This is a genomic window from Kribbella voronezhensis, from assembly GCF_004365175.1.
Taxonomy (GTDB): domain Bacteria; phylum Actinomycetota; class Actinomycetes; order Propionibacteriales; family Kribbellaceae; genus Kribbella; species Kribbella voronezhensis.
Window position 1 is genome coordinate 1,556,565 of the sequence record NZ_SOCE01000002.1, and the last position, 23,081, is coordinate 1,579,645.

The following is a 23,081-nucleotide window of genomic DNA, read 5'->3' on the forward strand; positions in this document are numbered from 1 at the left end:
GGGATGGTCAAGACAGCCGAGGGGCCAGCAGGTCGGTCAGGCCGATGCGTTCGTAGAACTCTTCGCGGATCCGGTCGCCGAGTTCGTTGACCCGCTCGGAGCCGTCGTCGGCCGGGTCGATGTGCACGCGGAACGGTCTGCTCCCCTTGGGCAGGTCCACGACCCGGGCGATCTGACGTGCGACCTCGGTCGGGTCCGCGGTACTGGGCGCCAGAGCTGCCAGCCGCTGGGCGACCTGGTCCATCAGACCGGCGTACCGGCTGTCGTAGGCCGCGGCGATGTCGGCGTCCGCGGGATGGCCGGCATGGGCGAAGTGGTTGGTGCCGGTCGTGAAGGAACCGGGCACGACAATGGTGGTGTCGATGCCGAACCGGGCCAGCTCGGCGGCATAGCTGACCGCCAGCGCGTCCTCGGCAGCCTTCGCCGCGAAGTACGGCGCGAGGTACGGCGGGGTGCCGCCGCGACTGCTGGATGACCCGACCCAGACCAGCAACCCGTCGCCGAGGTCCCGCAGGTGCGGAAGAACCGCCCGGTTGACCCGTTGCGTCGACAGCACGTTGACGTCGTAGACCTCCATCAGCTGCTCCGGCGTGAAGGCCTCGGCGGGGCCCAGCACCATGTGGCCGGCGTTGTGCACGACCACGTCGATCCGGCCGGCCTCGGCGAGCACCTCCTTGATCGCGCTGTCGACCGAGTCCTGCGAGGTGACGTCCAGTTCGAGGGCACGGACGTCGACCGACCGGCTCTCGGCGTAGCCGGCGAGCTCGGCGACAGCGGCTGCGTTGCGGCTGCTGGTGTTCCGCATCCCGGCGTACACGCGATGACCGGCGTCGGCGAGGGCGCGTACCGTCATCGCGCCGAACCCGCTCGACGCACCGGTGACGATGATGTTCTTGGACATGGCTGACCTCCTGGTCTAGATGACGCCGCCGTTGACGTAGACGACCTGGCCGTTGACCCAGCGGGCCGGCCCGGCGAGGAAGGAGACCGCCTCAGCGATGTCGGCCGGTACGCCGAGCCGCTGCAGGGGCGCCAGGTTCGTCAGGTGGTCGATGGTCGCCTGGTCCTTGCCGTCCAGGAACAGCGCTGTCGCGGTGGGACCGGGCGCCACGGCGTTCACGGTGATGTCCCGGCCGCGCAGCTCGCGGGCGAGGATCAGGGTCATCGCGTCGACCGCGCCCTTGGTGGCCGCATAGCCGGTGTAGCCCTCGAAGGCGAGCTTGACCACCGAGGAGGAGAAGTTCAGGATCGCCCCACCCGGCCGGACCCGGCGGGCGGCCTGCTGGTTCACGACGAACGTGCCGCGGATGTTGATCCGGTGCATCCGGTCCAGCTCGTCGAGGTCGAACTCGGTGAGCGGCGACAGCAGCATGATGCCCGCGGTGTGCACCACCACGTCGACACCGCCGTAGCGCTCCTCGACGACGTCGAACAGTTCGCCGACCTGCTGCTCGTCGGCGACATCGGCGCCGAAGGAGCTGGCGGTGCCACCGTCGTCCGAGATCGCCTTGACGACCTCGTCCGCGGTGACCGGGTTGCCCGCGTAGTGCACCAGGACGCTCATCCCGTCGGCGGCGAGCCGCTGGGACACCTCGCGCCCGATGCCGCCGGATCCGCCGGTGACGATCGCGACCCGTGGGCCGGTGCTGGTACCGGGAGTGGTCATGTCGAGTCCCTCCGATCGGGAAGCCGCGATCTGCGCGGCGGTGCGGATCCCGACACTGTTGCGCCGATCGGCACCGGTAGCGCCCGTCATACCCGGGGTTCCGCCCCCGGGTTTCCAGCCCCCGGCAGGTCAGAGGGCGCGGCTGAGCTCGTGCCGGGAGGTGATGCCGAGCTTGGCGAAGACGTTGCCCAGGTGGTACTCGACGGTGCGCGGACTGAGGAACAACCGGGTACCGATCTCCGGGTTCGACAGGCCGTTCTGCGCCAGCCGCGCGACTTGTGACTCCCGCGCCGTCAACGCGCCCGCTGTGGTCACCGTGCGCTTCCGCGCCTTCTCCCCCGTCGCCACGAGCTCGTGATGGGCCCGTTCCGCGAACGCTTCGGCACCCATCGCCGTGAACTGCTCGTGGGCCGCCCGCAACTGCTGCCGGGCATCCAGCCGCCGGCCCTGCCTGCGCAGCCACTCGCCGTACAGCAACGTCGTACGGGCCGACTCGGTACCCACTCGGGTCCGCCCGAGCCGGTCGATCGCCTCTTTGTACAGCGCCTCCGCTTGATCACCATCGCTCAGCAATGCCCGGCAGCGAGCTTCCAGACCGAGCGCCCAGCCGGTGCCACTTGCACCGGTCATGGTGGCGATCCAGTCGAACACCTCGGCAGCAAGATCGCGGCGGCCGCTCCGGACGGCTGCCTCGATCAGCTCGGCGGCGGCCCAGTTCGCGACGCCCGGGTAGCGCAGGTCGGGGTACTGCTGGTGGCGGAGGGCCTCCTGGGCGGCGCTCATCGCCTCCGGATAGTTGCCCAGGCCGTTGTGCAGCACCGCATTGGTCCAGTGCGCGACGGCTGTCCCGATACCTTCGCCTCGCCGGGCCACGTCGGGGATGGTGTCCTCGATGAGGCCCGACACCTCCGCCTCCCGGCCGCAGTACGCCGCAAGGGCCATCGCGCTGTACGGCGCCAGGTTGCTGCTGGTCGCCTCGGTCACCGCGAGTCCCTCGTCGACCAGCGATCTCGCGTTGGTCAACTCGCCGGCGAACAGCAACATGTATGCGTGCGTGCTCAGGGCCAGCGGTAGCTCGCTCAGCACCCCGCCGGCGCGCGCCAACTCGACGTACCGGTGGGACAGCGCGTGCCAGGACTCGTCGTCCCACAGGTGCAAGGCCGCCTCAGTGGCGAGCCACAGCCAACGCAACTCCTCTGCCGGCGACATGCCGGTGCCGAACTCGGCCAGCGCCTGCCGCAGCAAAGGTGCCCCCGCCGCGTAGCCCTCGGTGAAGTTGGCCGCCAGGCCGTCCAGCAGGAGGTCCGGCGCCCGGGGATTGCTCGACCGGGGCGCTGTAGAGGCAGCCCGGGCCACCTCGAGCGTGCCGCCTCCAGGGCTGGCCAGCATGCCGACGAACATCGCGGCGGTCAGGCCGTCCAGGTACGTCGCCCGGCACAGCTCGACGTCGATCGGCTCCAGCCGCTGGGCAGCTTTGAGGAGCAACGGCGGCGCCTCGCGGCCCCGGCTGGTGACGAACGCCAGCTGGGCACGCAGCAGGTCCACGCGTGCCTGGTCCAACTCGCTCAGCTCTTCGGCCTCGGCCATCGCCAGCAGGTCTCCTGCCGCGTCGAACGCGCCGGCCTGCAACTTGGCCTGGGCCGCGGCCAGCGCACGTCCCGCCCGGCGTCCCGGATCCGCGGTCAGGACGGCGGCACGTTCGAGGAAGGCGGCCGCCGCGGCCGGCCCGCCCCGCGCCTGCGCCCGCCCGGCAGAGCGCTCCAGTTCGCCCGCCACCTCTTCGTCCGGACCGCTCGCGGCATGGGCCAGGTGCCAGGCGCGGCGATCCGCGTCGGTGTCCGGATCGGTCACCTCGGCCAGAGCACGGTGCGCCTCCGCCCGCTGCTCCGGCCTCGCTTCGCGGTAGATCGCCGACCGAACCAGCGGGTGCCGGAAGGTGACCCGCTCATCGATCTCCAGCAGGCCCGCGAACCCCGCGGGATCCAGCCCGTCCACCTGGATGCCGAGCTGCCCCGCCGCCCGGCGTACCAGGGACGGATCGCCTACCGGCTCGACCGCGGCGAGCAGGAGCAGCCGGCGTCGATCCGGCGACAGGGGCGCGAGCCGACGGCGGAAGCTGTCCTCGATCCGCCCGGCCAGACTCTTGGCGTCGAGCAGACCGAAGCCACCGGCCAGCTGGGTGTAGCTGAGTTCGCGCGGCAGCTCCAGCAGGGCCAGTGGATTGCCGCGCGTCTCGGCGACGATGCGATCACGGACCCGCTCGTCCAGGGCTCCTGGAATCGCCGCGGCCAGCAGCCGGCGTGCGTGTTCCGTCGGCAGACCAGAAAGCGCCAGTTGCGGCAGGCCACTGAACGACCGCTCGTCCAGCGGGTCGCGCACCGCGAACACCAGTCCGACGGACTCCGCCAGCAGCCGGCGTCCGACGAATGCGAGGGTCTCCGCGGAGATCCGGTCCAGCCACTGGGCATCGTCGACGACACAGAGCAGCGGACCCTCGGCCGCGGCGGCAGCCAGCAGGCTCAGCACTGCGAGCCCCACCAGGAAGCGGTCCGGCGGGGCACCGGTCCGCAGGCCGAACGCGGTGGCAAGCGCGTCCTGCTGAGGCCTTGGGATGCGGTCCAGATGACCCAGCAGCGGCGTACAGAGCAGATGCAGGCCCGCGAAGGCCAGCTCCGCCTCAGCCTGTACGCCGGCCGCTCGCACCACCCGGCAGCCCGATGCCTCCGCCACCAGATAGCCCAGCAGTGCCGACTTGCCGATGCCGGCCTCCCCGGAGATCACGAGGGACCGGCTGGCTCCGCCCCGCAGGTCGGCCAGGAGTGCATCGAGTTGCCGGCGCTCGGTGCGCCGGTCCACCAACATGGTTCGAAGCTAACTCTCCTCGGCCCTCCTTAGCCAGAACCTGCCGGCGACGCGGGCCCCCGGTACCCCGGCCCCGTGCCTCCCGGATGCGACGTACGCCGCCGGACCTGCACGCTGGCCGGCATGAACGCTCCCCGTGTTGTGATCGTGGGGGCCGGCTTCGCCGGCTACCACGCGGCCAGAGGGCTGCAGAAGTCCGCGCCGGACGCCGAGATCGTCCTGATCAACCCGACGGACTACTTCCTGTACGTTCCGCTGCTGCCCGAGGTGGCCGCGGGGATCCTCGAGCCGCGCCGGATCTGTGTCTCGCTGCCGGACCGGCTGCCCAAGGTGAAGCTGGTGCTCGGCACGGTCACGGACGTCGACATCGACAACCACCGGGTCGAGTGGGTCGATCCCGAAGGGCGCCCCGGTGTCATGGACTTCGATCGCCTGGTGCTCGCCGCGGGCAGCGTGAACAAGTTGCTGCCGATCCCTGGCGTGGCCGAGTACGCGCACGGCTTCCGCGGTATCTCCGAGGCGCTGTACCTCCGCGACCACATCACTCGTCAGTTGGAGCTGGCCGCGATGACGGACGATCGTGACGAACGGGATGCCAGATGTACGTTCGTCGTCATCGGTGCCGGGTACACGGGCACGGAGGTCGCTGCCCAAGGCCAGTTGTTCACCGCTCGGCTGGTTCGTCAGCTTCCGGCCCTGCGCAACCAGCCGGTGCGTTGGCTGCTGGCAGACCTGGCCGACCGGCTCCTCCCCGGTCTGAGTCCCCAGATGTCAGCAACCGCCGACCGCGTACTGCGTCGTCGCGGTGTGGACGTCCGCGTCGGTGAATCCGTCGAGCACGCGGGCCCCGACTGTCTGCGGCTGACGACCGGCGAGGAGATCCGGACCCGTTCGCTGATCTGGTGCGTCGGCGTACGCCCGGACCCACTGGTCGAGGCGTTGTCGTTGCCCACCGACCGCGGCCGCCTCCAGGTCCACGAGACACTCGTCGTGCGCGGCCGCGCGCACGTCTTCGCCTGCGGGGACTGCGCGGCCGTACCCGATCTGACCCGTCCGGGCTCGATCACCGGCATGACCGCCCAGCACGCGCAGCGCCAAGGCGCGCTGGTCGCCCGCAACGTCGCCGCCTCACTGCGAGGCGATGAGCTCCAGCCCTACAAACATCACGACCTCGGCTTCCTGGTCGACCTCGGCGGCTGGAAGGCGGCCGCGAACCCACTGCAGCTCCCACTGTCCGGCCCGGCCGCGAAGACAGTGACCAGGGGCTATCACCTGTACTCGCTGCCCGGCAACCGGACTCGTACTGCGGCGGACTGGGGCATCAACGCACTGATGCCTCCCCGAGCGGTCCAGCTCGGTCTGGTCGGTGCGGACCGGGTCCGGCTGGAATGCACCAGCCCGGGCTGACGATCAGGTGACGTCGCCCGGTACGCGGTTGAGCTCGTGCCGGGAGGTGATGCCGAGCTTGGTGAAGACGTTGCCCAAGTGGTACTCGACAGTGCGCGGACTCACGAACAGCCGGGTGGCGATCTCGGGATTGGACAGGCCGTCGCGCGCCAGGCGCGCGATCTGGGTCTCGCGTGCCGTCAGCCGCCCGGTACTGGGAACGGTCCGCTTGCGCGCCTTCTCCCCCGTCGCGGCCAGCTCACGCCAGGCTCGCTCGGCGAACGCTGCGGCACCCATCACCGAGAACATCTCGTTGGCCGACCGCAGTTGCTCCCGAGCGTCCAGCCGGCGTCCGCGCCGCCGCAACCATTCGCCGTACAGCAAGGTGGCCCGCGCCAGCTCCGTCCGCACCCCGGTACGACGTAAGCGTGCGATCGCCTCGCGATAGAGCGGCTCGGCCTCGGCGGCATCGCTGAGAAGCGCACGGGACCGGGCCTCCAGTCCCAGCGCCCACTCGGTGCCGCTCGCACTCGTCATCTCCGAGAGGCGAGCGAAAGCGTCGGCGGCGAGGTCGTCGTGGCCCAGACGGGCGGCCGCCTCGATCAGCTCGGTCAGCCCCCAGTTGGAAGCCGCCAGTTCCACCGGCGACTCGCTGGCCCGTTGAGCCTCGACCAAGGCGACCTCGTACCGGCCGAGTCCGTTGGCCAACAGTGCGCCGGCGGCCTGCGCGACTGTGACGCCGATGCCCTCGCCTCGATCGGCCGCTTCGGCCGACACGGGCGTGATCAGCTGGAGAGCGTCTTCTTCGCTTCCTCGCCAGGCCGCCAGCCAGACGGCGCCGTACGGCATGAGGTTGCTGCCGATCGTTTCGGTGACAACGGCCGCCTCGTCCGTGAGCGCCATCGCGGTCCGGAAGTGGCCGGTGAACAGCTCGAACACGATACGGGAGTTGAGCGCGAGGATCAGCTGGCTCAGTGCGCCGGCTTCCCGGGCCAGCCGGCTGTGGCGGCCGGAAAGAACGTCCCAGCTCTGGTCGTCCCACTGGTCCGCGGCGATGGCATCCGCCAGCCACAACCAGCGCAACCCGTCGTCCGAGCTGAGGTCGCCGGCGCGGAAAGCCCGAAGCGCTTGCTGCGCCGACGGCACAGCGGCGGCGTACCCGTCGGTGAAGAGGCCGGCGAGGGCATCGAGCAAGAGGTCACCACGGTCCGGCTGCGGTGAGCGTGCTCTTTGTCGCGCCGCCTGAGCCACCTCCGTCACACCGACGCCAGTGCGGCTCGCAAGCCGTCCGGCGAACATGGCGGCGGAGATCGCGTCGAGGTAGGTGTCGCGGGCCAGTTGGGCGTCCAGCGGTTCGAGCCGGCGCGCGGCGCCCAGTAGTAGTGGCGGAGCCTCGTGGCCGCGACTGGCCGCGAACGCTGCCTCTGCCCGCAGGAGGTCGAGCTGCGCCCGCTGGAGATCGTTGAGTGGTCCGTTCTCGGCGATGGACAGCAGTGCCGATGTCGACCTCAGCACGCCGAGCTGGAGCGTGACTTCGGCCGCGGCGATCGCACGGCGTACTCGCTGCGGCGGGTCCGGCGTCAGCTCGGTCGCTCGTTCGAGGAAGGCGGCGGCCGCCGCCAGACCACCGCGCGCTCTTGCGCGGCCGGCGGATCGTTCCAGCTCGGCCGCGACTGATTCGTCCGGCCCTTCGGTGGAGTACGCCAGGTGCCAGGCGCGCCGGTCGGCGTCTCGGACCGGATCGGTGGCTTCGGCAAGGGCTCGGTGTGCTTGCCGGCGCTCCTCCGGCGACGCCGCACGGTGAACGGCCGAGCGGGCCAGTGGGTGACGAAACGTCACGTGCCGGCCCCAGTCCAGCAGGCCCGCGAACTCGGGCAGGTCGTGAGCGTCGACGGTGATTCCGAGACGCGACGCGGCGCGGTGGATGAGCGCCGGGTCGCCGGTCGGGTCGACACCCGCGACGAGCAGCAGCCGGCGAGCAGCGGGCGGCAGAGTGGCCAGCCGGCGTTGGAAGCTGTCCTCGATCCGGCCGGCCAGATCTTCCTCCTCCGGCAGCCTGAAGCCACCCGCCAGCTCGGCGTACGTGAGGCCGCGCGGCAGTTCCAGCAAGGCCAGCGGGTTGCCGCGCATCTCCGCGATGATGCGGTCGCGAACTCGCTCGTCCAACGGTCCCGGAATCGCGCCGGCCAGCAGTTCTCGCGCGTCCGCCTCCAGCAGCCCGCGCAGAACCAGCTGCGGCAACCCGGCGTACGACTGGTCGTCGCCCGGATCGCGCATCGCGACCACCAGCGCCACGGGATCGGCCACCAGCCGGCGCCCCACGAACGCCAGGGTCTGCGCGGACGCGCGATCCAGCCACTGCGCGTCGTCGACCACGCAGATGAGCGGTTGCTCCGCGGCTCCAGCAGCCATCAGGCTCAACACGGCCAGACCAACCAGGAAACGATCCGGTGCCGCGCCGACCCGCAGACCGAAGGCCGTGCTCAACGCCTCCCGCTGCGGCTCCGGGATCCGGTCGAGCCGGTCCAGCAGGGGCGCACACAGCTGGTGCAGGCCGGCGAAGACGAGCTCGGCCTCGGCCTGTACGCCGGCCACTCGCAGCACCCGGCACTCCGCCGTCTCCGCCACGAGATAGTCCAGCAGCGCCGACTTGCCGATGCCGGCCTCGCCGGAGATCAGCAGGACCTGGCTGTCGCCGTGCCGGGCAGCCTCCACCAGCCGTTGCAGCCGTCGGCATTCGGCCTGCCGGCCGCGCAACGGCAGCACCGTCCTGGCCGTCGACCGGCCGCCGGCCCGCCGCCGAGACATCGGAGCGCCGCGGTCAACGAGGTTGATCGCCGGTTCCCTGTCCATCTCGGCTCTCCGTTCGCTCCCACCTGCCCCGGGGGGTTCGATCAGGGATCGCTTCCCAGGGACTCACGGATCCGAACGTACGCCGTCGGCGCAACGCTGGTCGAGGACATACCGAGCCGGAACACCGGACAGGAAGGAAGCTGCGATGCCCTACGTGACCGTCGGCCAGGAGAACTCCGCCGACATCGAGATCTACTACGAGGACCACGGCACCGGTCAGCCGGTCGTGCTCATCCATGGGTTCCCATTGAGCGGCCGGGCCTGGGAAAGGCAGGAACGAGCCCTGCTGGAGGCGGGCTTCCGCGTCATCACCTACGACCGTCGGGGCTTCGGCAAGTCGAGCCAGCCCAGCGTCGGCTACGACTACGACACGTTCGCCGCCGACCTGGACGCCCTGGTCAAGGCGTTGGACCTTCGCGACTTCGACCTCGCCGGGCACTCGATGGGCGGCGGCGAGGTCGCCCGCTATCTGGGCACCTACGGGTCGGAACGGGTCCGGCGGGCCGTGTTCATCGCCGGTGTGCCGCCCTACCTGCTCAAGACGCCCGAGACGCCCGACGGCGTTCCGCAGGAGGTCTTCGACGAGATCGCCGCCGGGCTCCGGGCCGACCGGCCGGCGTACTTCACCGACTGGAACCAGAACTTCTACAACCTCGACGAGAACCTCGGTAGCAGGATCAGCGACGAGGCCGTCCGGGACGCCTGGAACACCGCGGTCGGCGCCTCGCCGGTCGGGACGATCGCCTGCGTGGCGACGTGGCACACCGACTTCCGGGCCGACCTGCCGAAGATCGACGTACCGGTCCTGGTCATGCACGGCACTGTGGACCGCGTCCTTCCCATCGATGCTTGTGGAAAAGCCACCCACGAGGCGATCAAGGGCAGTGAGTACGTCGTCCTCGAAGGCGCTCCGCACGGCCTGTGCTGGACCCATGCCGACGAGGTCAACGAGGCCCTGATCGGCTTCCTCACCAAGTAGGCAGGCTCGACATGACCTGACGAAAGTCAGGGGTCGGTGACGCCTGAAGTCCGATGTATCGCCGGGTCCGGATTCCTAGGTTCGTAACCACACAACGAACCAGGGAAAGGGCCCTCGTGATCAGCCTCGAAGGACTCACCAAGACCTACGGCGAAACCACCGCTGTCGACGCTCTCGATCTCACCGTCGCGGCCGGCCGGGTGACCGGCTTCCTCGGCCCGAACGGCGCCGGCAAGTCCACCACGATGCGGATGATCCTCGGCCTCGACGCCCCCACCAGCGGCAGCGCGCTGGTCGACGGCCGCCCGTACGCCGACTGGCCGGTGCCGTTGCGCAAGGTCGGTGCCCTGCTGGACGCGAAGGCCCTGCACCCGCGCCGGAGCGCACGCAACCACCTGATCGCGATGGCCCGGAGCAACGGCATCCCGGTCAGCCGGGTGGACGAGGTGATCTCCATCGTCGGCCTGACCACGGTCGAGAGGAAGCGGGCCGGCCAGTACTCGCTCGGGATGGGTCAGCGGCTCGGCATCGCGGGCGCGTTGCTCGGCGACCCCGAGATCCTGATGTTCGACGAGCCGGTGAACGGCCTCGACCCGGACGGTGTCCGCTGGGTTCGCGACCTGATGCGCTCGCTCGCCGCGGAGGGCCGGACCGTCTTCGTGTCCAGTCACCTGATGAGCGAGATGCAGCTCACCGCCGACCAGTTGGCGGTGATCGGGCGGGGCCGCCTCATCGCCGATTCCCCGATCAGCACCGTGATCGCAGGCTCCTCGCGAAGCGCGGTCCACGCGCGAGTCCCGGTGCCCGCGGACCTCGCAGTACTGCGGGATCGGCTGGCCGGCGAGGCGGAGCAGGTCGAGACGGGCGCCGGGGAGTTGATCGTCACCGGCGTACCGGCCGAGCGGGTCGGCGATCTCGCGCATGAACTCGGGATCCGGCTGCACGAGTTGCGGACCAAGCAGGCTTCGCTCGAGGAGGCCTACATGGAACTCACCGCCGACAGCGTCGAGTACGGCGTGGCGGTGGCCTCGTGAGCGACGCGATCCTGCACCTCGCCGAGGAACTGATGTCGTCCTGGTGGATCTATGCCGCCCTGTTCGGCTTCGCCGCCCTCGACGGATTCTTCCCCGCGATCCCGAGCGAGACCCTGGTCGTGATGGCCGGCGTCTTCGCGGCGACCGGCGAACCCAACCTGTACGCCGTGATCGCGGTCGCCGCGGCCGGCGCCTTCGTCGGCGACCACGTCTCCTACGCGTTCGGGCGCGGCGCCGGCGGCCGCCTGATGGACCGGGCCGAGCCGGGGACCAAGCGGCACGCGATGGTCAGCTGGTCCCGCAACGCACTCGAAGAACGGGGCGGCCTCGTTCTCGTCGTCGCCCGGTACGTGCCGGGTGGACGCACCGCCGTCACGCTGACGATGGGCGCGGTCCGCTACCCGCTCCGCCACTTCACCTTCTTCGCCGCCCTCGCGGCCGTCTCGTGGGGCTGCTACTGCTCACTCGTCGGCTACCTCGGCGGCAAGGCGTTCGAGGACAACCCGCTCAAGGGCGTTGCCCTGGGCATCGGTCTCGCACTCGCCGTCACGGCGATCGTCGAGGTCGTCCGGCACCGGCGCCGCTCCCGGCGTACCGGTCAACCTCAGCTTGAGGCTGAGCCCCAATTGGTCAAGGCAGGAGAACGATGAGCACGGCAACCATCACCGTCCAGCAGAGGTCGACAGGTCTGGCCGGAGCGATCGCGTCGGAATGGACCAAGTTGTGGACGGTCCGGTCGACCTGGCTGAACCTCGTCGCGGGTGCCGGCCTGACGGGGCTGCTCGGCATCCAGTTCGGCTTCTCCACGGCGTACGACAACGCTCATCGGCCACCAGGTGACTTCCCGGGACAATCCGCGGTCGGCGGAGTCGGTGTCAGCGCGGTGATCATCATACAGGTCGTCGTCGCCGCCTTCGCGATGCTCCCCGTGACGTCGGAGTACTCGTCCGGCAGCATCCGCTCGACAGTCCAGTGGACTCCCGTACGGCGGAACGTCGTGCTGGCCAAGTCGGTTGTCCTCGCACCGGTCTTGTTCGGCTACGGCCTGCTCGTCGGATTGCTCGCGGCCGTCTCGGGCGGACTCGCGATGGGGCACTGGGCCGACTGGAGTGTGCGACCCCTGGTCGTCGATCTGCTGTCGATCGCGACCTACCTGATGCTGGCCGGGCTCTTCACCGTCGGCATCGCCTTCTTGATCCGCAGTACGGCGGGAACGCTGACCGCCGCGTTCCTGCTGCTGTTGATGATCCCGCTGATGCTTGGCGAGAGCAGCATCCGGGCGCTCGTGTGGCTGTCCGCGCTGCTTCCTGGCGGAGCCGGGCAGAACTTTCTCTCGGGCAACACCGATCCGCTCTCGCCGACACTGAGCCTCGTAGTACTGGTCCTCTGGGCCGTTGCTGGGCTGTGGATCGGCGTGAAGGTGCTGTGCCGACGGGATGCCTGACAACTGAAGAACCGCAGGCGGTGGCTTTCATCGGCCACCGCCTGCGGTTCTGTTGTGTGTCAGGTCAGCGTGGGACGTTGAGGGCGATCGTGATCTGCTCGGCGACCTTCGCCGCCAGCTCGAGCGCCGCCCGGCGGGTGGCCGGCTGGAGCGCCGAGTGGTCGAGCGGACCCTCGGCGGCGATGTGCGGATCGGTCGGGATGTCGATCACCGCGGCCGCCCGCGACTCGAAGTACGGCCGCAGTTGCTTCTCGACGTCCTTGTTGACGTCGCCCGGGCCGTTGCTGACGGCGATCACCGCGCGACGGATCAACCGCTGCGCGTCCGGCCCCTGGTGGTCGAGCTCCTCCAGCATCTGCACGGCAGCTGCGCAGGACAGGCTCTTCCACTTGATCGGGATGACCAGGACGTCCGAGGCCTTCATCGCCTCGCGCCAGTTGCTGGAGCCCTCGTTGTTGCCGGTGTCGATCACCAGCACCTTGTAGAAGCGGCTCAGCAGCCGGTGGATCTGGTCGAAGTCCTTGGCCTCGATCTGCGCGTATGTCGTGGTGGCGGACGTCAGTACGTCGTACTGGCCGGACACCTGGTGCCGCAGGTACGCGCCGACGTCGCCGAGGCGCGCGTCCGGCTGGGTGAGCATCGTCATCGCCTGCAGCAGGTCGGTGACCGTGGACCTGGCGTTCGTGTCGTGAGTGCGCAGGTGCATATTGCCGCGGAGCTCGTTGTTGTCCCAGGCGACGACACCGCCACCGCGGGCCTGACCGAGTGCACCCGCCAGCAGCAGTGTGGTCGGCGTCTTGCCCGAACCGCCCTTGGGGTTGGCGACAGTGATCGTCACCGGGCGGCGGAAGGCTGTCGCGGCTGTGGCGCGGGCGATCCGCTCACTGCGCTCGGCAGAACCGGGACGCAGCCGCAGCACGCTACGGACGCCCTTCTCCGCCGGAGCTTCACGGGGCAACGGCAGGGCCTGCAGGAGCTCGTCCGCGCGGTACGAGACCGGCCGGTCGGGCTGCGGTGCCTGCTGGCCCGGGATGCCCTGCGGGAAGAAGTGCTGCGCGGCCGGGGAGAGTCCGGAGCCGCTCTGCTGCGGCGGGGTCTCGCTCTCGGCGGCGGGCTGCTTCCAGGGGTCGGCGGCAGCGGCAGGCGTGCTCCACGGGTCCGCGGGCGGCGGGTTGACCGGCTTGGCCGCGCGCCACGGGTCTGTTGGTGCAGCGTCGTCCTGCGGAGCAGCATGAGCCGACTGGGCGGCACGCCACGGGTCTGCTGGGGCAGCGTCGTCCTGCGGAGCAGCGTGGGCCGGCTGGGCCGTCGGCTCCGGGTCGGCCGACTTGGCAGCCCACGGCTGGGCCTGCGCCTGCCGTGGCTCGGCCGGGGTGGCCTTGGCGGGCTGCGACCACGTCTCGCCCGGGTAGTCCTTCGAGAGCGCGTCCGGCTGCTCGTCCTCGGTGACGTCCTCGTCGACCGCTTCGGGCACGGCGTTCGGATCCGGCTGGGTCCAGGAAGGAGTCGGCTGCCACATCCTCCGGACCTCGGCGGCCGCTGCTTCCCGGTCCTTGTGCTGTCCGGAGTTGTGCGAGTCGGTCACGACCTCGATCCCCCGATTCTGTGAAAGGGAGCGGGGCTGCCGCTCCCGGGTTTGCTGGATTGCTCCCAGGCTGGGTCCGCCCGGGAGGCTCCACTATCCCATGACGTGCAGTCCAGACGACGTCACCCGCCGGAGCGTCGCCCCCCGACTCCCGCTCCTGCCCACCCGTCCACCGTCAGCCGGCGACGAGGCCGGCTTCGTAGGCGATGATCGCGGCCTGGACTCTGTTCTTGACGCCCAGCCGGCCGAGTACGGCGCTGACGTAGGCCTTCACGGTGCCTTCGACCAGGTACAGCCGCCCTGCGATCTCCGCGTTCGACAACCCGGCGCCGACAAGTGCGAGTACTTCGCGTTCGCGCGGGGTCAACTCGTCGACCTGATCCTTGGCAGCTGCAGCCCGTGCCATCCGCCCGCCGCCCGCACCCGCGGCTAGTTCGGCGATGACGCGCTGAGCGATCTTCGGCGACAGATAGGCAGCCCCATCGGCAACGGCCTTCAGCCCCGCGATCAGCTCCCGCGGATCGCCCGATTTCAGCAAGAACCCGTTCGCCCCGTCACCGAGCGCCTTGGCGATGTAGGCGTCCTCGGAGAACGTCGTCAGCATCACCACCGCCGTGTCCGGCGACGTCCGCTTGATCTCGGCGCCCGCCGCGAGCCCGTCCAACCGCGGCATCCGGATATCGAGTACGGCGACATCCGGCCGATGCCGGTGCACAGCCTCGACCGCCTCGATCCCGTCGGCCGCCTCGGCAACAACCTCGAACGAGTCGTCCGACCCCAGAATCGCCCGAACACCCGCCCGCACCAACGCTTCGTCGTCGGCCAACAGCACCCTGATCACCACGCCACTCCCCCAGTCGTCGCCCGCCGTTCAGTCATCGCCCGCCGTTCAGTCATCGCTGGCCTTCAGTCGTCGCCGTGCCTTCGGGTTCGGACGTGCCCTCGGGGGTGGGCGGTCTCGAACCGGTCTGTACTACGTCCTTCGCCACCAGCCGGTCGTTCTGGAAGCACAGCCGGTACGCATAGGTGATCGCGAACGGAATGTCCGGCCGGTAGTACCGGCAACTCCACTCGGCCGGCTCTGGCAGCCGACCGGTCGGCGGATCGACCATCTGCATCGCGGGCAGCACCTTCTCCACTTCGTCGAGCGATTGCCCGAGCTCGATCCGGTCGTACTGCTCGGGCTTCAGGATCGAGCTGTACCCGGCGATCAAGTAGTAGCCGAGGGCAACGATCCCGACCACGGCGCCCACCGCCAACGGCGCGGCGATCGCGGTGATCAACCCCCGCCGGGCCCGCCGCCGTACGGTATCCCGCTCAGCAGCCGCCGGCGTCCCCGCCAACTGCTCCGGCTCAGGCTTCCCACCTCTCCGCGGCATCCGCGCCACCACCTCGAACCCGCCACCTACCCGCGGCCCCGCCGTCAGCATTCCCCCCACCAACCGCACCCGCTCTCCCAACCCAGCCAACCCACGCCCCCCGGACACCACCTCACCCACCACCCGCTCCGCCCCACCATCAACAACCCGCACCACGACATCTTCCGTGCTGGTTTCGTGGGTGATGGTGACGGTCACCGCAGCACCGGGAGCGTGCTTGCTGGCGTTGGTGAGGGACTCCTGGACGACACGGTGGACAGCGCGATCGACCATCGGACTCAGTTCGCCGGTGCCGTGCTGGATCAGCCGTACGGCGAGCCCCGACGCGGCCGCCCGGTCGACCAGATCCGCCACCGAATCGCGCGCCGGAACCAGCGGTGCCTCGGCGTCCGCGTCGCGCAGTACGCCGATGATCTCGCCAAGACGCTCGGTCGCCGTCGCCGCGGCTTCGCGAAGTTCTCCGGCAGCCCGGCGATGACGTTCCGGCAACTCGGCGTCGATCTCGAGCGCGGCTGCCCGCAGCGCGATCAGGCTCAGCTCGTGACCGACCGAGTCGTGCATGTCCTCAGCGATCCGAGAGCGCTCTCTGAGTCTCTCGCGGTCGATCTCGAGCTGGTGTTCCCGTTCGATCCGCTCGGCCCGGTCCCATCCGGCCGACGCGAGCAACACCTGCTGTGCGCGGTACCGGCCGATCAGCCAGGGCAACACGACCACCAGCAACGCGAGGAGCAGCATCAGCAGCCAGCTGAGTACCGTGCTCGTCACCGCGACATCGCGACGGAAGCCCAGGCCCAGAACGAGCAGCCCGACCAGCCCCCAGCTCACCGTCATCAGGAAGTACCGCGGTTGGCTCTCCCGCCGACCGGCCAGATAGCTCAGCAACGCGATCGCGGGGACCAGCGCGATCGACACACCATCGGTCGTGCCGAGCGAGATCGCGAGGATCACGATCTCCGTACCGCCGACCAGCGCCAGCGCCACCAGCGGATAGGCACGGCGAAGCAGGACGGCCGCGGCGAGAATCGTCAGGTAGCCGGCGCGCAACCAGTACGAATCGCCTCTGGCGCCGCTCTCACCAAGCACCAGCAGCCCGAGCGCAGCCCACAGTCCGAGGTCACCCGCACGCTTCCACGTCACGGCACCAGACGCTACACAGCCCGCCACAGCCCGCAGTACTGCCGAAAGTCAGGGGCCGTGCTCCGACTGTCGGACCGGCAATCAGTTGCGCTGGGCATCGATCAGTTCGAACGGGACGATCGACAGCTTGGGTACCGACTCGCCGCGGAGTTGTGCGAACAGCAGATCGACCGCCTGCCGGCCCATCTCGGTCTGGTTCTGCCGGACGTGCAGGTACGGCGGTCCCGCGATCGGATCGCCCGGCGAATCGAAGCAGCTGATCACCAGCTCGCGTGGCTGCCCGAGAGCGCGATCCAGCATCCGGGCCAGGTTGTACTCGCACGCAACGAACGCGGTCACCGCCGGCACCCTCTCCCGGAATGCCCGGATCAGTTCGAGATCGGAGAGAACGCTCTCTGGCGTGAACGACCCGGGCAAAGTACTGCGGAGTTCCGTCAACCGGTGTGCTTGATAACTGCCCGGGTCCCGATCGGCGAAGGCGGACCGGAATCCCTCCAGCCGGTCCTCGATGCTGGATGTGTTCAGCGGCGGCGGCGAGACGAACGCGATCTGCCGGTGACCGAGCTCGAACAGCCGCTCGGTGAGCGCGCGCGATGCCGCCACGTTGTCCGTGTGCACTGCCGACACCGGAATGCCGGACAGATGCCGATCGACCAGGACCACCGGATACCCGTCGAGAACCTGCCGGAGCAGACTCGCATTGTAGAAGTCGCCGTGGACCGGGAAGACGATCAGCCCGTCGACACCGTCCATGGCGACCAGAGATTCGACAGCCTGTTCCTCATCGGACTGCCTGCCGCGAGTCCGCCGGATGATCAAGTTCGCCCCGTGCTCGGCACATCGCTCCTCGATCGCTTGAAGCAGCTCCAGCCCGTACGCCTCCGACACATCCGGTACGACGAGCGCGATGGCACCCGGTACGCCGTCCGCGCGAGCGGCTCGCAGCGGCAACCGGCCCTTGAGCGGCAGTGAGATCCGGTCCAGCTCGGGCAGCCGCTTGACCACGAACGAGCCCTTGCCGCGGATGCGCTCGATCAGGCCGGCCTCCCGGAGTACCTCCAGAGCGCGCTTCGACGTGATCCGGCTGACCTCGAACTGGGCGGCGAGTTCCATCTCCGACGCCACCCGGTCGCCGGGACCGAGCACACCGCGCCGGATCTCGTCGAGAACATGCGAGCTGATCTGCTCGTACAGCAGGGCCATCGATCACCTTCCGTGGGACGGGTTGATATACCATCCCAGCCGCCCTGACCAGGCACAAGAGGGCCGCTCCGGCATATCGACCTATGCCAACTGCCGTCGCTTGGGCCGGCAGTGCGCCACCGCCGTACGAACGATGGGTTTCGCCCGTCGACGGAAATTGTCGGAGCCCTCCGGCAGGGTGAGGCCCGAGGTGATCGAGCATGAAGATCGAAGGCAAGGTGGCAGTGGTGACGGGCGCCGCTGTCGGCATCGGGCGTGCGATCGCGCAGCGCCTGGCGGCCGAAGGAGCCTCGGTGGTGCTGGCGGATATCGACGAGGCCGGCGGGCGGGAGACGCTTGAGCTGATCGGCGATTCGGCACGCTTCGTTCCGACCGACATGCGGGACGACGAAGCCGTCGCCGAGCTGATGGCATGCGAACCACAGATCCTGATCAACAACGCGGGCGGCGGTCCGCAGCTGAGGCCGTGCTTCCCCGAGGCCGACGTCGGCCGCTGGACCGCGTCGCTCGATCTGAATCTGCGCGCGCCGATGCTCGCCACCCAACTGGCGCTCGAGCCGATGCGCCGTGCCGGCGGTGGAGCGGTCGTCAACCTCGGATCCACCGCAGGGTTGGGATTCGGGCCGCACGTCTCACCGGAGTACAGCGCCGCCAAGGCTGCACTCATCCGCCTCACCGCGACACTCGGCGTACTGCAGGAAAGCCATCAGGTGCGGGTGAATTGCTTGGTCCCGGACTGGGTCGCCACGGAACGCGGTCTTGCCGAGCAGGCCGAGCTACCCGAGCCCGGTCCGCCGCTGGTCCCTCTCGAAACACTCACCGACGCGGTCGTGGACTTCATCGAGGACGACGACCTCGCCGGCCGGGTGATTCTGCTCGACCGTGGCCAACCGCCTCAGCTGTTGGGATGACCATGGCCAAGTCAGCCGGATGGACCTCGACGACTGACAGCATTCCGGCATGACCGCCAGTCGTACGCCGGACGCCGCCGAGGTGCAGCCGTTCGCTCTCGTTCCCGTGGCCGCGATCGCGGGCACGCTCGCCGTAGTACTGACCGCTCTGTCCGGTCGGTACGGGTTCCACCGCGACGAGCTCTACTTCCTTGTCGCGGGCAAGCACCTGGCCTGGGGATTCACTGACCAGCCGCCGCTCACCCCGTTGCTGGCGCACATCTCGACGACGATCTTCGGCAACACCCCGATGGGCCTGCGAGTCCTTTCCACGCTCACAGCCGCCGCGACGATCTTCGTGGTCGCGCTGATCGCGAGAGAGCTCGGCAGCGATCGGCGCGCCCAGACCTTCGCGGCCGTCTGTGCGGCGATCGCAGGATTCCCGCTCGGCATCGGGCATCTCGCGTCGACCGCGACGTACGACCTGCTGGCGTGGATGGTGATCGGCCTCTTCGCCGTCAAACTCCTTCGGACCGGCGACGGCCGTTGGTGGGTGGCGATCGGTCTGTCGACGGGAATCGCGTTGGAGAACAAGTACCTGGTGGTCCTCCCGCTCGCCGCGCTCCTGATCGCCGTACTGATCGTCGGCCCGCGTCCCGTACTGCGAAGTTGGTGGCTCGCCGCCGGTGTCGTCACGGCCGCTTTGATCGCCGTCCCGAATCTCTGGTGGCAGGCAACGCACGGCTGGCCGCAACTGACGGTCGCCGGCGGCATCAGCGAAGACGACGGCACCGAGAACCGGATCATGTTCATCCCACTGCAGATCCTGCAACTGTCGCCGTTCCTGGTGCCGGTGTGGGTGGCCGGCTTCGTCCGGATGTGGCGCTCCCCCACCCTCCGCTGGTCGCGGGCGATCGCTCTTGCCTACCCGATCCTCTGCGTCATCGTCCTAGCAGTAGGCGGCAAGTCGTACTACGCGCTCCCGCTCCTATTGATCCTCGTCGCAGCCGGCGCCACTCCGACTCTCGCGTGGCTCGCACGCGGGCGCACCGCCGTACGACGCAGCCTCGTCGCGGCCGGCGTTGTCCTGACGGCGATCACCTCAGCCATCATCGCCCTCCCCATCCTGCCGCCCTCGGCCGTCAACGCCGTCCTCCCCATCAACCCCGAACAAGGCGAACAGATCGGCTGGCCGGCCCTCACCGCCGCAGTCGCCGAGGCCTGGCAACAGATCCCCGAGCCGGACCGCTCCCGCGCCACCATCTTCGCCCTCAACTACGGCGAAGCCGGCGCCATCGACCACTACGGCCCCGCCCACCACCTCCCGACCCCCTACTCGGGCCACATGTCCTTCATCGACTGGGGCCCACCCCCCAACACCCAAACCGGCCCCGTCCTGCTGATCGAACAAGAACCCACCCAGTACTACGAATCCCGCTTCGGCACCTGCCACCAAGTAGGCACCGTCAACACCGGCCACTCAGTAGACAACGAAGAACAAGGCACCCACCTAACCCTCTGCACCGGCCCCACCCAACCCTGGTCCACCCTCTGGCCCTCCCTCCGCCGCTACTACTGAAGCCCACGTCGCACCAACGCTCGCCACTCCTCCCACCCACCCAGCCCGCGGGCTCCTCCGTCGCCTGCTCCACAAGGCATCCTGGTGCCGCTGGCCTCCGATCGGCATGCACCGTCCGCCGCCCGATCTCCACCCATCGCAAGCTTCGCCACGAAGCCTGGACAGATTCAACTGACGCTCCCGTTCACGACTGCAAGCAACAGGCGGCCACGAACCCGCGCAGTACAGGACGGCGAATCCTCGTGCGCCAACTGATCGGGCTCGGGCAGACTGCGTTGATGGAGTTAGAGGCCGCCGGTTCGCCGCAGGAGGGGGCTGTGCGGTACGTCGCGTCGCTGTCCTCCGGGCCTCCTCTGGATCCTGCGCTGCGGGTGACTCTCAACTTTCACCCCGACCGCGTGACAGACGACCGGCCGATCCTCGTCGCGCTCGCCGAGGACGGCTCGTACCACTCGCAATTCGTCACCGGCACCAGCAACGGCGGGCTGACGGCGTACGCCGGCGGCGACCGCTGGAACTGGGAGAGCCGAATCTTCGGAGGCGCCTACGACACGGCATTGGCGACGGAGCGACCCGTGTACGGCGCCCTGAACTTCCACCAGAAGCCTCTCGGTGCCGCGCCACGCTTCGGTTCCGCCCACCTTCGACTGACCGCCGACGCAGTCTCCCGAGCCACCTTCTGTTACCCGGACAGCGTCTTCGAGCCGTCCGACTTCGGCGTCGTCACCCGCATGTCCCTCATCGACCTTGCAGACAAGGACGACCGCGATCTCCTCGACGACTACATCGAGGCCCAGATCCACGGACCGGTCCTGCTCGACCAACACGTCGAGGCGCTGATCCTCGATCCCTCGTACCAAGGAACCACCATCGAGGACCAAGCCCGCCATCTGCCCTGCCCACTCGAGTGGCACGCGGGTCTCGAAATCACCATCGACGAACTGCGACGACATCCGCAGTACCGCGGCCCCGAGTACGTCGCCCTAGCCGCCGAACTGGCTGTCGACGGCCGCCTCACTCCCCGAATCATCGGCGATGCCGCCCGCACCAACCGCTACGACCAGCAATCCCTCAAGAAGATCTGGCACTACCTGGCCCGCTTCGGCACGCCCCCAACCAAAACCCGAGCGACTCGCAGCCGGACCACATGACAAAAGCGACCCGGCCTGCGCTTTGCGCGGACTCGAGTCGCTGTCAGTGACGTGGGCGATACTGGGTTCGAACCAGTGACCTCTTCGGTGTGAACGAAGCGCGCTACCACTGCGCCAATCGCCCGTTCTGGGTGGTGCTGGTGTTCCTGTTGTGGTGGTGCGGGTGAAACCATAGCGCATTGGTCCGCGACGTACGAAACCGGCCGGGCTACTCTTGCTCCAAGACGGAGACCCCGTCGCGTTGGAGATATGACTGTGACTTTCTCGCACGACACCGAGCACGCGCTCGGCACCCTGGTCCGGCTGGTCAATACGCTGCCCGGGCCGAGCAGCCAGGTCGACACGATGGAGACCGTCGAGGACCTGGAGAAGTTCGTCCACGAGCGGGAGTTCAGCGCGGTCGGAACCTTGACCGAGACGGATCTGCAAGAGGTCCGCGAACTCCGTCCGTTGTTCGCGCCGGTCTTCACGACAGGTTCGGATGCGGAGGCGGCCGCGATGATCAACGCGATCGTCGCGCGGGGTACGACGACGCCCAGGCTGACGAACCACGACGGTCATCCGTGGCACATCCACTACTCGCGGGACGGTTCGTCATTGACGTGCCGGATCACCGTGGAGTGCGGGATCGCGCTCGCGCAGGTGATCTCGGCCGGCGAACGCGAGCGGTTGCGCCGCTGCGAGGCGCCGGACTGCGACGATGCGCTCATCGACCTGTCCCGCAACCGCTCCAAGCGCTACTGCGACGCCCGCACTTGCGGAAACCGTTTGCACGTGGCGGCCTACCGAGAACGTCGCAAGTCCGCCGGCGAATAGCTCGAACCCCCAAGCGTCCGAAGTACACCCAGTACTTCGGACGCTGTCGTTCGCGCCCACACCCTGGCACTCCGGACGCCGTCGCGCCCACACCTCTCGTACTCCGGACGCCCATAGTGCGCACGCACTCATACTCCGAGTCGCCCCGGCGTCGGCGTGTGGCAGTCGGTGGTTCTAGGGGTCGACGTCCTCGGCGGATCGTTCTGCGAAGACCTTGGCTACCGCGGCCGTGACCTCGCCCGGGGTCGACAGGTCGCGGGCGTCGCAGCGGTGGACGGCCTGGACGTCGCGGGTGGTCGACGTGAGGAAGATCTCGTCCGCCTCTGCCAGCCGCGCCAGCGGCACGTCTCGCTCCACCGCGCCGAACCAGGCGATCACCAGAGCACGAGTGACCCCGGCCAGCGCGCCCGATTCGAGCGTCGGCGTGACCAGCTCGCCGCCGTACACGCAGAAGATGTTCGACCCGGTTCCCTCACACAAATCGCCCACGGTGTTCGCGAAGATCGCTTCGCTGCCGCCGCGCTCCTTGGCGTAGGCGAGCGCGCGAACGTTCTCGGCGTACGACGTCGTCTTCAGACCTGCGACAGCGCTGCGTTCGTTGCGTACCCACGGCACGGTGACGATCGCCGTCGAAGGTGCCGGGCGCTCGATCGGCTGTGTCGCGACGACCAGCGTCGGGCCGTTGCTACCGCGATCGGACGACAACGGCGAGACGCCACCGGTGTAGGTGATCCGCAGCCGGCCGAACGCGATGTCCGGATCCGCCTTCACGACCTCCGCGATCGCGCGCTCGACCTGGTCGCGATCCGGCGCCGGCAGGCCGAGGCCCGTCGCCGACCGCACCAGCCGGTCGAGATGCTTCGACACCGCGAACGGCTGCCCGTCGACGATCTTCACCGTCTCGAAAACGCCGTCGCCGGTGGTCAGCCCGTGGTCCAACGGCGACAGGCCGGCAGCCGCCGGATCCTGCAGTACGCCGTTCAGCCAGATCTTCATTCCTGCTCCTTCCAACTGCGGACACCTTAAGCCGCGGCCCGACTACCACCAGGTCATGACTGGCGGGCGGTCCGGAAGGGGTACCCCCGTTTTTGAACTCCGGGACAGATGGGCTAATGTT

Annotated in this window: 18 protein-coding genes and 1 tRNA gene; 9 read left to right on the forward strand and 10 right to left on the reverse strand. The window is 69.1% G+C overall.

What is annotated here, in order from left to right; all coding sequences use genetic code 11:
- Nucleotides 1-7: 7 nt before the first annotated feature.
- The 3 genes from EV138_RS34415 to EV138_RS34425 all read right to left on the reverse strand — a co-directional run bounded on the left by EV138_RS34415 (nt 8) and on the right by EV138_RS34425 (nt 4,528).
- Nucleotides 8-901, reverse strand: a complete 894-nt coding sequence (locus tag EV138_RS34415; RefSeq protein ID WP_133984333.1) for an SDR family oxidoreductase — start codon at nt 899-901, stop codon at nt 8-10.
- A gap of 15 nt (nt 902-916) precedes the next feature.
- On the reverse strand, nt 917-1,666 hold the full coding sequence (locus tag EV138_RS34420; RefSeq protein WP_133984334.1) for an SDR family oxidoreductase: 750 nt from the start codon (nt 1,664-1,666) through the stop codon (nt 917-919).
- 129 nt (nt 1,667-1,795) lie between these two features.
- On the reverse strand, nt 1,796-4,528 hold the full coding sequence (locus EV138_RS34425; RefSeq protein ID WP_133984336.1) for a helix-turn-helix transcriptional regulator: 2,733 nt from the start codon (nt 4,526-4,528) through the stop codon (nt 1,796-1,798).
- A 123-nt stretch (nt 4,529-4,651) separates the two neighbouring features.
- Between EV138_RS34425 and EV138_RS34430 the strand changes: the two genes are divergently transcribed.
- A complete protein-coding gene (locus EV138_RS34430) occupies nt 4,652-5,935 on the forward strand; it encodes an NAD(P)/FAD-dependent oxidoreductase (protein ID WP_133984338.1) in 1,284 nt (427 codons plus the stop codon).
- Between the two features lie 3 nt (nt 5,936-5,938).
- Here EV138_RS34430 and EV138_RS34435 read toward each other — a convergent pair whose 3' ends face one another.
- Nucleotides 5,939-8,767, reverse strand: coding sequence for an ATP-binding protein (locus tag EV138_RS34435; protein WP_202867046.1), 2,829 nt, complete (start codon nt 8,765-8,767; stop codon nt 5,939-5,941).
- 145 nt (nt 8,768-8,912) lie between these two features.
- On the opposite strand from EV138_RS34435, the gene EV138_RS34440 reads away from it, so the two are divergent.
- The 4 genes from EV138_RS34440 to EV138_RS34455 all read left to right on the forward strand — a co-directional run bounded on the left by EV138_RS34440 (nt 8,913) and on the right by EV138_RS34455 (nt 12,224).
- Entirely contained in the window at nt 8,913-9,746 is an 834-nt protein-coding gene (locus EV138_RS34440) for an alpha/beta fold hydrolase (RefSeq protein WP_133984340.1), read from the forward strand.
- Between the two features lie 116 nt (nt 9,747-9,862).
- On the forward strand, nt 9,863-10,780 hold the full coding sequence (locus EV138_RS34445; RefSeq protein ID WP_133984342.1) for an ATP-binding cassette domain-containing protein: 918 nt from the start codon (nt 9,863-9,865) through the stop codon (nt 10,778-10,780).
- On the forward strand, nt 10,777-11,430 hold the full coding sequence (locus EV138_RS34450; protein WP_133984344.1) for a DedA family protein: 654 nt from the start codon (nt 10,777-10,779) through the stop codon (nt 11,428-11,430). Before EV138_RS34445 ends, EV138_RS34450 begins: the two co-directional genes overlap by 4 nt.
- On the forward strand, nt 11,427-12,224 hold the full coding sequence (locus EV138_RS34455) for an ABC transporter permease (RefSeq protein WP_133984346.1): 798 nt from the start codon (nt 11,427-11,429) through the stop codon (nt 12,222-12,224). The genes EV138_RS34450 and EV138_RS34455 overlap by 4 nt, the downstream gene beginning before the upstream one ends.
- Before the next feature lie 64 nt (nt 12,225-12,288).
- Here the strand turns inward: EV138_RS34455 and EV138_RS34460 are convergent, their stop codons facing one another.
- The 4 genes from EV138_RS34460 to EV138_RS34475 form a co-directional block, all read right to left on the reverse strand.
- Nucleotides 12,289-13,809: a MinD/ParA family ATP-binding protein gene (locus EV138_RS34460; protein ID WP_133984348.1), complete on the reverse strand. Its 1,521-nt coding sequence runs from the start codon at nt 13,807-13,809 to the stop codon at nt 12,289-12,291.
- A gap of 175 nt (nt 13,810-13,984) precedes the next feature.
- The gene (locus EV138_RS34465; RefSeq protein WP_133984350.1) at nt 13,985-14,650 is read right to left on the reverse strand and encodes a response regulator; all 666 of its coding nucleotides are present in this window, start codon (nt 14,648-14,650) and stop codon (nt 13,985-13,987) included.
- A gap of 52 nt (nt 14,651-14,702) precedes the next feature.
- A complete protein-coding gene (locus tag EV138_RS34470) occupies nt 14,703-16,325 on the reverse strand; it encodes a sensor histidine kinase (RefSeq protein WP_133984352.1) in 1,623 nt (540 codons plus the stop codon).
- Between the two features lie 81 nt (nt 16,326-16,406).
- On the reverse strand, nt 16,407-17,528 hold the full coding sequence (locus EV138_RS34475) for a GntR family transcriptional regulator (protein WP_133984354.1): 1,122 nt from the start codon (nt 17,526-17,528) through the stop codon (nt 16,407-16,409).
- Nucleotides 17,529-17,728: 200 nt separating this feature from the next.
- On the opposite strand from EV138_RS34475, the gene EV138_RS34480 reads away from it, so the two are divergent.
- From EV138_RS34480 to EV138_RS34490, 3 genes are all read left to right on the forward strand, one after another.
- Nucleotides 17,729-18,439, forward strand: coding sequence for an SDR family NAD(P)-dependent oxidoreductase (locus EV138_RS34480; RefSeq protein ID WP_133984356.1), 711 nt, complete (start codon nt 17,729-17,731; stop codon nt 18,437-18,439).
- A gap of 49 nt (nt 18,440-18,488) precedes the next feature.
- Nucleotides 18,489-19,997: an ArnT family glycosyltransferase gene (locus tag EV138_RS34485; protein WP_133984358.1), complete on the forward strand. Its 1,509-nt coding sequence runs from the start codon at nt 18,489-18,491 to the stop codon at nt 19,995-19,997.
- Between the two features lie 278 nt (nt 19,998-20,275).
- Nucleotides 20,276-21,148, forward strand: coding sequence for a DUF3626 domain-containing protein (locus EV138_RS34490; RefSeq protein ID WP_133984360.1), 873 nt, complete (start codon nt 20,276-20,278; stop codon nt 21,146-21,148).
- A gap of 52 nt (nt 21,149-21,200) precedes the next feature.
- Here the strand turns inward: EV138_RS34490 and EV138_RS34495 are convergent.
- Nucleotides 21,201-21,272: transfer RNA gene (locus EV138_RS34495), tRNA-Val, on the reverse strand.
- Between the two features lie 125 nt (nt 21,273-21,397).
- Here EV138_RS34495 and EV138_RS34500 point away from each other — a divergent pair.
- Complete coding sequence (locus tag EV138_RS34500; protein ID WP_133984362.1) at nt 21,398-21,964, forward strand: CGNR zinc finger domain-containing protein; 567 nt, start codon at nt 21,398-21,400, stop codon at nt 21,962-21,964.
- 174 nt (nt 21,965-22,138) lie between these two features.
- Here EV138_RS34500 and EV138_RS34505 read toward each other — a convergent pair whose 3' ends face one another.
- Nucleotides 22,139-22,960: an aminotransferase class IV gene (locus EV138_RS34505; protein WP_133984364.1), complete on the reverse strand. Its 822-nt coding sequence runs from the start codon at nt 22,958-22,960 to the stop codon at nt 22,139-22,141.
- Between the last annotated feature and the right edge of the window lie 121 nt (nt 22,961-23,081).

Excerpts from the sequence above, each read along its gene's own strand:
- EV138_RS34415 (WP_133984333.1), bottom strand. The coding sequence starts at position 901 with ATGTCCAAGAACATCATCGTCACCGGTGCGTCGAGCGGGTTCGGCGCG.
- EV138_RS34420 (WP_133984334.1), bottom strand. The coding sequence starts at position 1,666 with ATGACCACTCCCGGTACCAGCACCGGCCCACGGGTCGCGATCGTCACC.
- EV138_RS34425 (WP_133984336.1), bottom strand. The coding sequence starts at position 4,528 with ATGTTGGTGGACCGGCGCACCGAGCGCCGGCAACTCGATGCACTCCTG.
- EV138_RS34430 (WP_133984338.1), top strand. The coding sequence starts at position 4,652 with ATGAACGCTCCCCGTGTTGTGATCGTGGGGGCCGGCTTCGCCGGCTAC.
- EV138_RS34435 (WP_202867046.1), bottom strand. The coding sequence starts at position 8,767 with ATGGACAGGGAACCGGCGATCAACCTCGTTGACCGCGGCGCTCCGATG.
- EV138_RS34440 (WP_133984340.1), top strand. The coding sequence starts at position 8,913 with ATGCCCTACGTGACCGTCGGCCAGGAGAACTCCGCCGACATCGAGATC.
- EV138_RS34455 (WP_133984346.1), top strand. The coding sequence starts at position 11,427 with ATGAGCACGGCAACCATCACCGTCCAGCAGAGGTCGACAGGTCTGGCC.
- EV138_RS34475 (WP_133984354.1), bottom strand. The coding sequence starts at position 17,528 with ATGGCCCTGCTGTACGAGCAGATCAGCTCGCATGTTCTCGACGAGATC.
- EV138_RS34480 (WP_133984356.1), top strand. The coding sequence starts at position 17,729 with ATGAAGATCGAAGGCAAGGTGGCAGTGGTGACGGGCGCCGCTGTCGGC.
- EV138_RS34485 (WP_133984358.1), top strand. The coding sequence starts at position 18,489 with ATGACCGCCAGTCGTACGCCGGACGCCGCCGAGGTGCAGCCGTTCGCT.
- EV138_RS34490 (WP_133984360.1), top strand. The coding sequence starts at position 20,276 with ATGGAGTTAGAGGCCGCCGGTTCGCCGCAGGAGGGGGCTGTGCGGTAC.
- EV138_RS34500 (WP_133984362.1), top strand. The coding sequence starts at position 21,398 with ATGACTGTGACTTTCTCGCACGACACCGAGCACGCGCTCGGCACCCTG.
- EV138_RS34505 (WP_133984364.1), bottom strand. The coding sequence starts at position 22,960 with ATGAAGATCTGGCTGAACGGCGTACTGCAGGATCCGGCGGCTGCCGGC.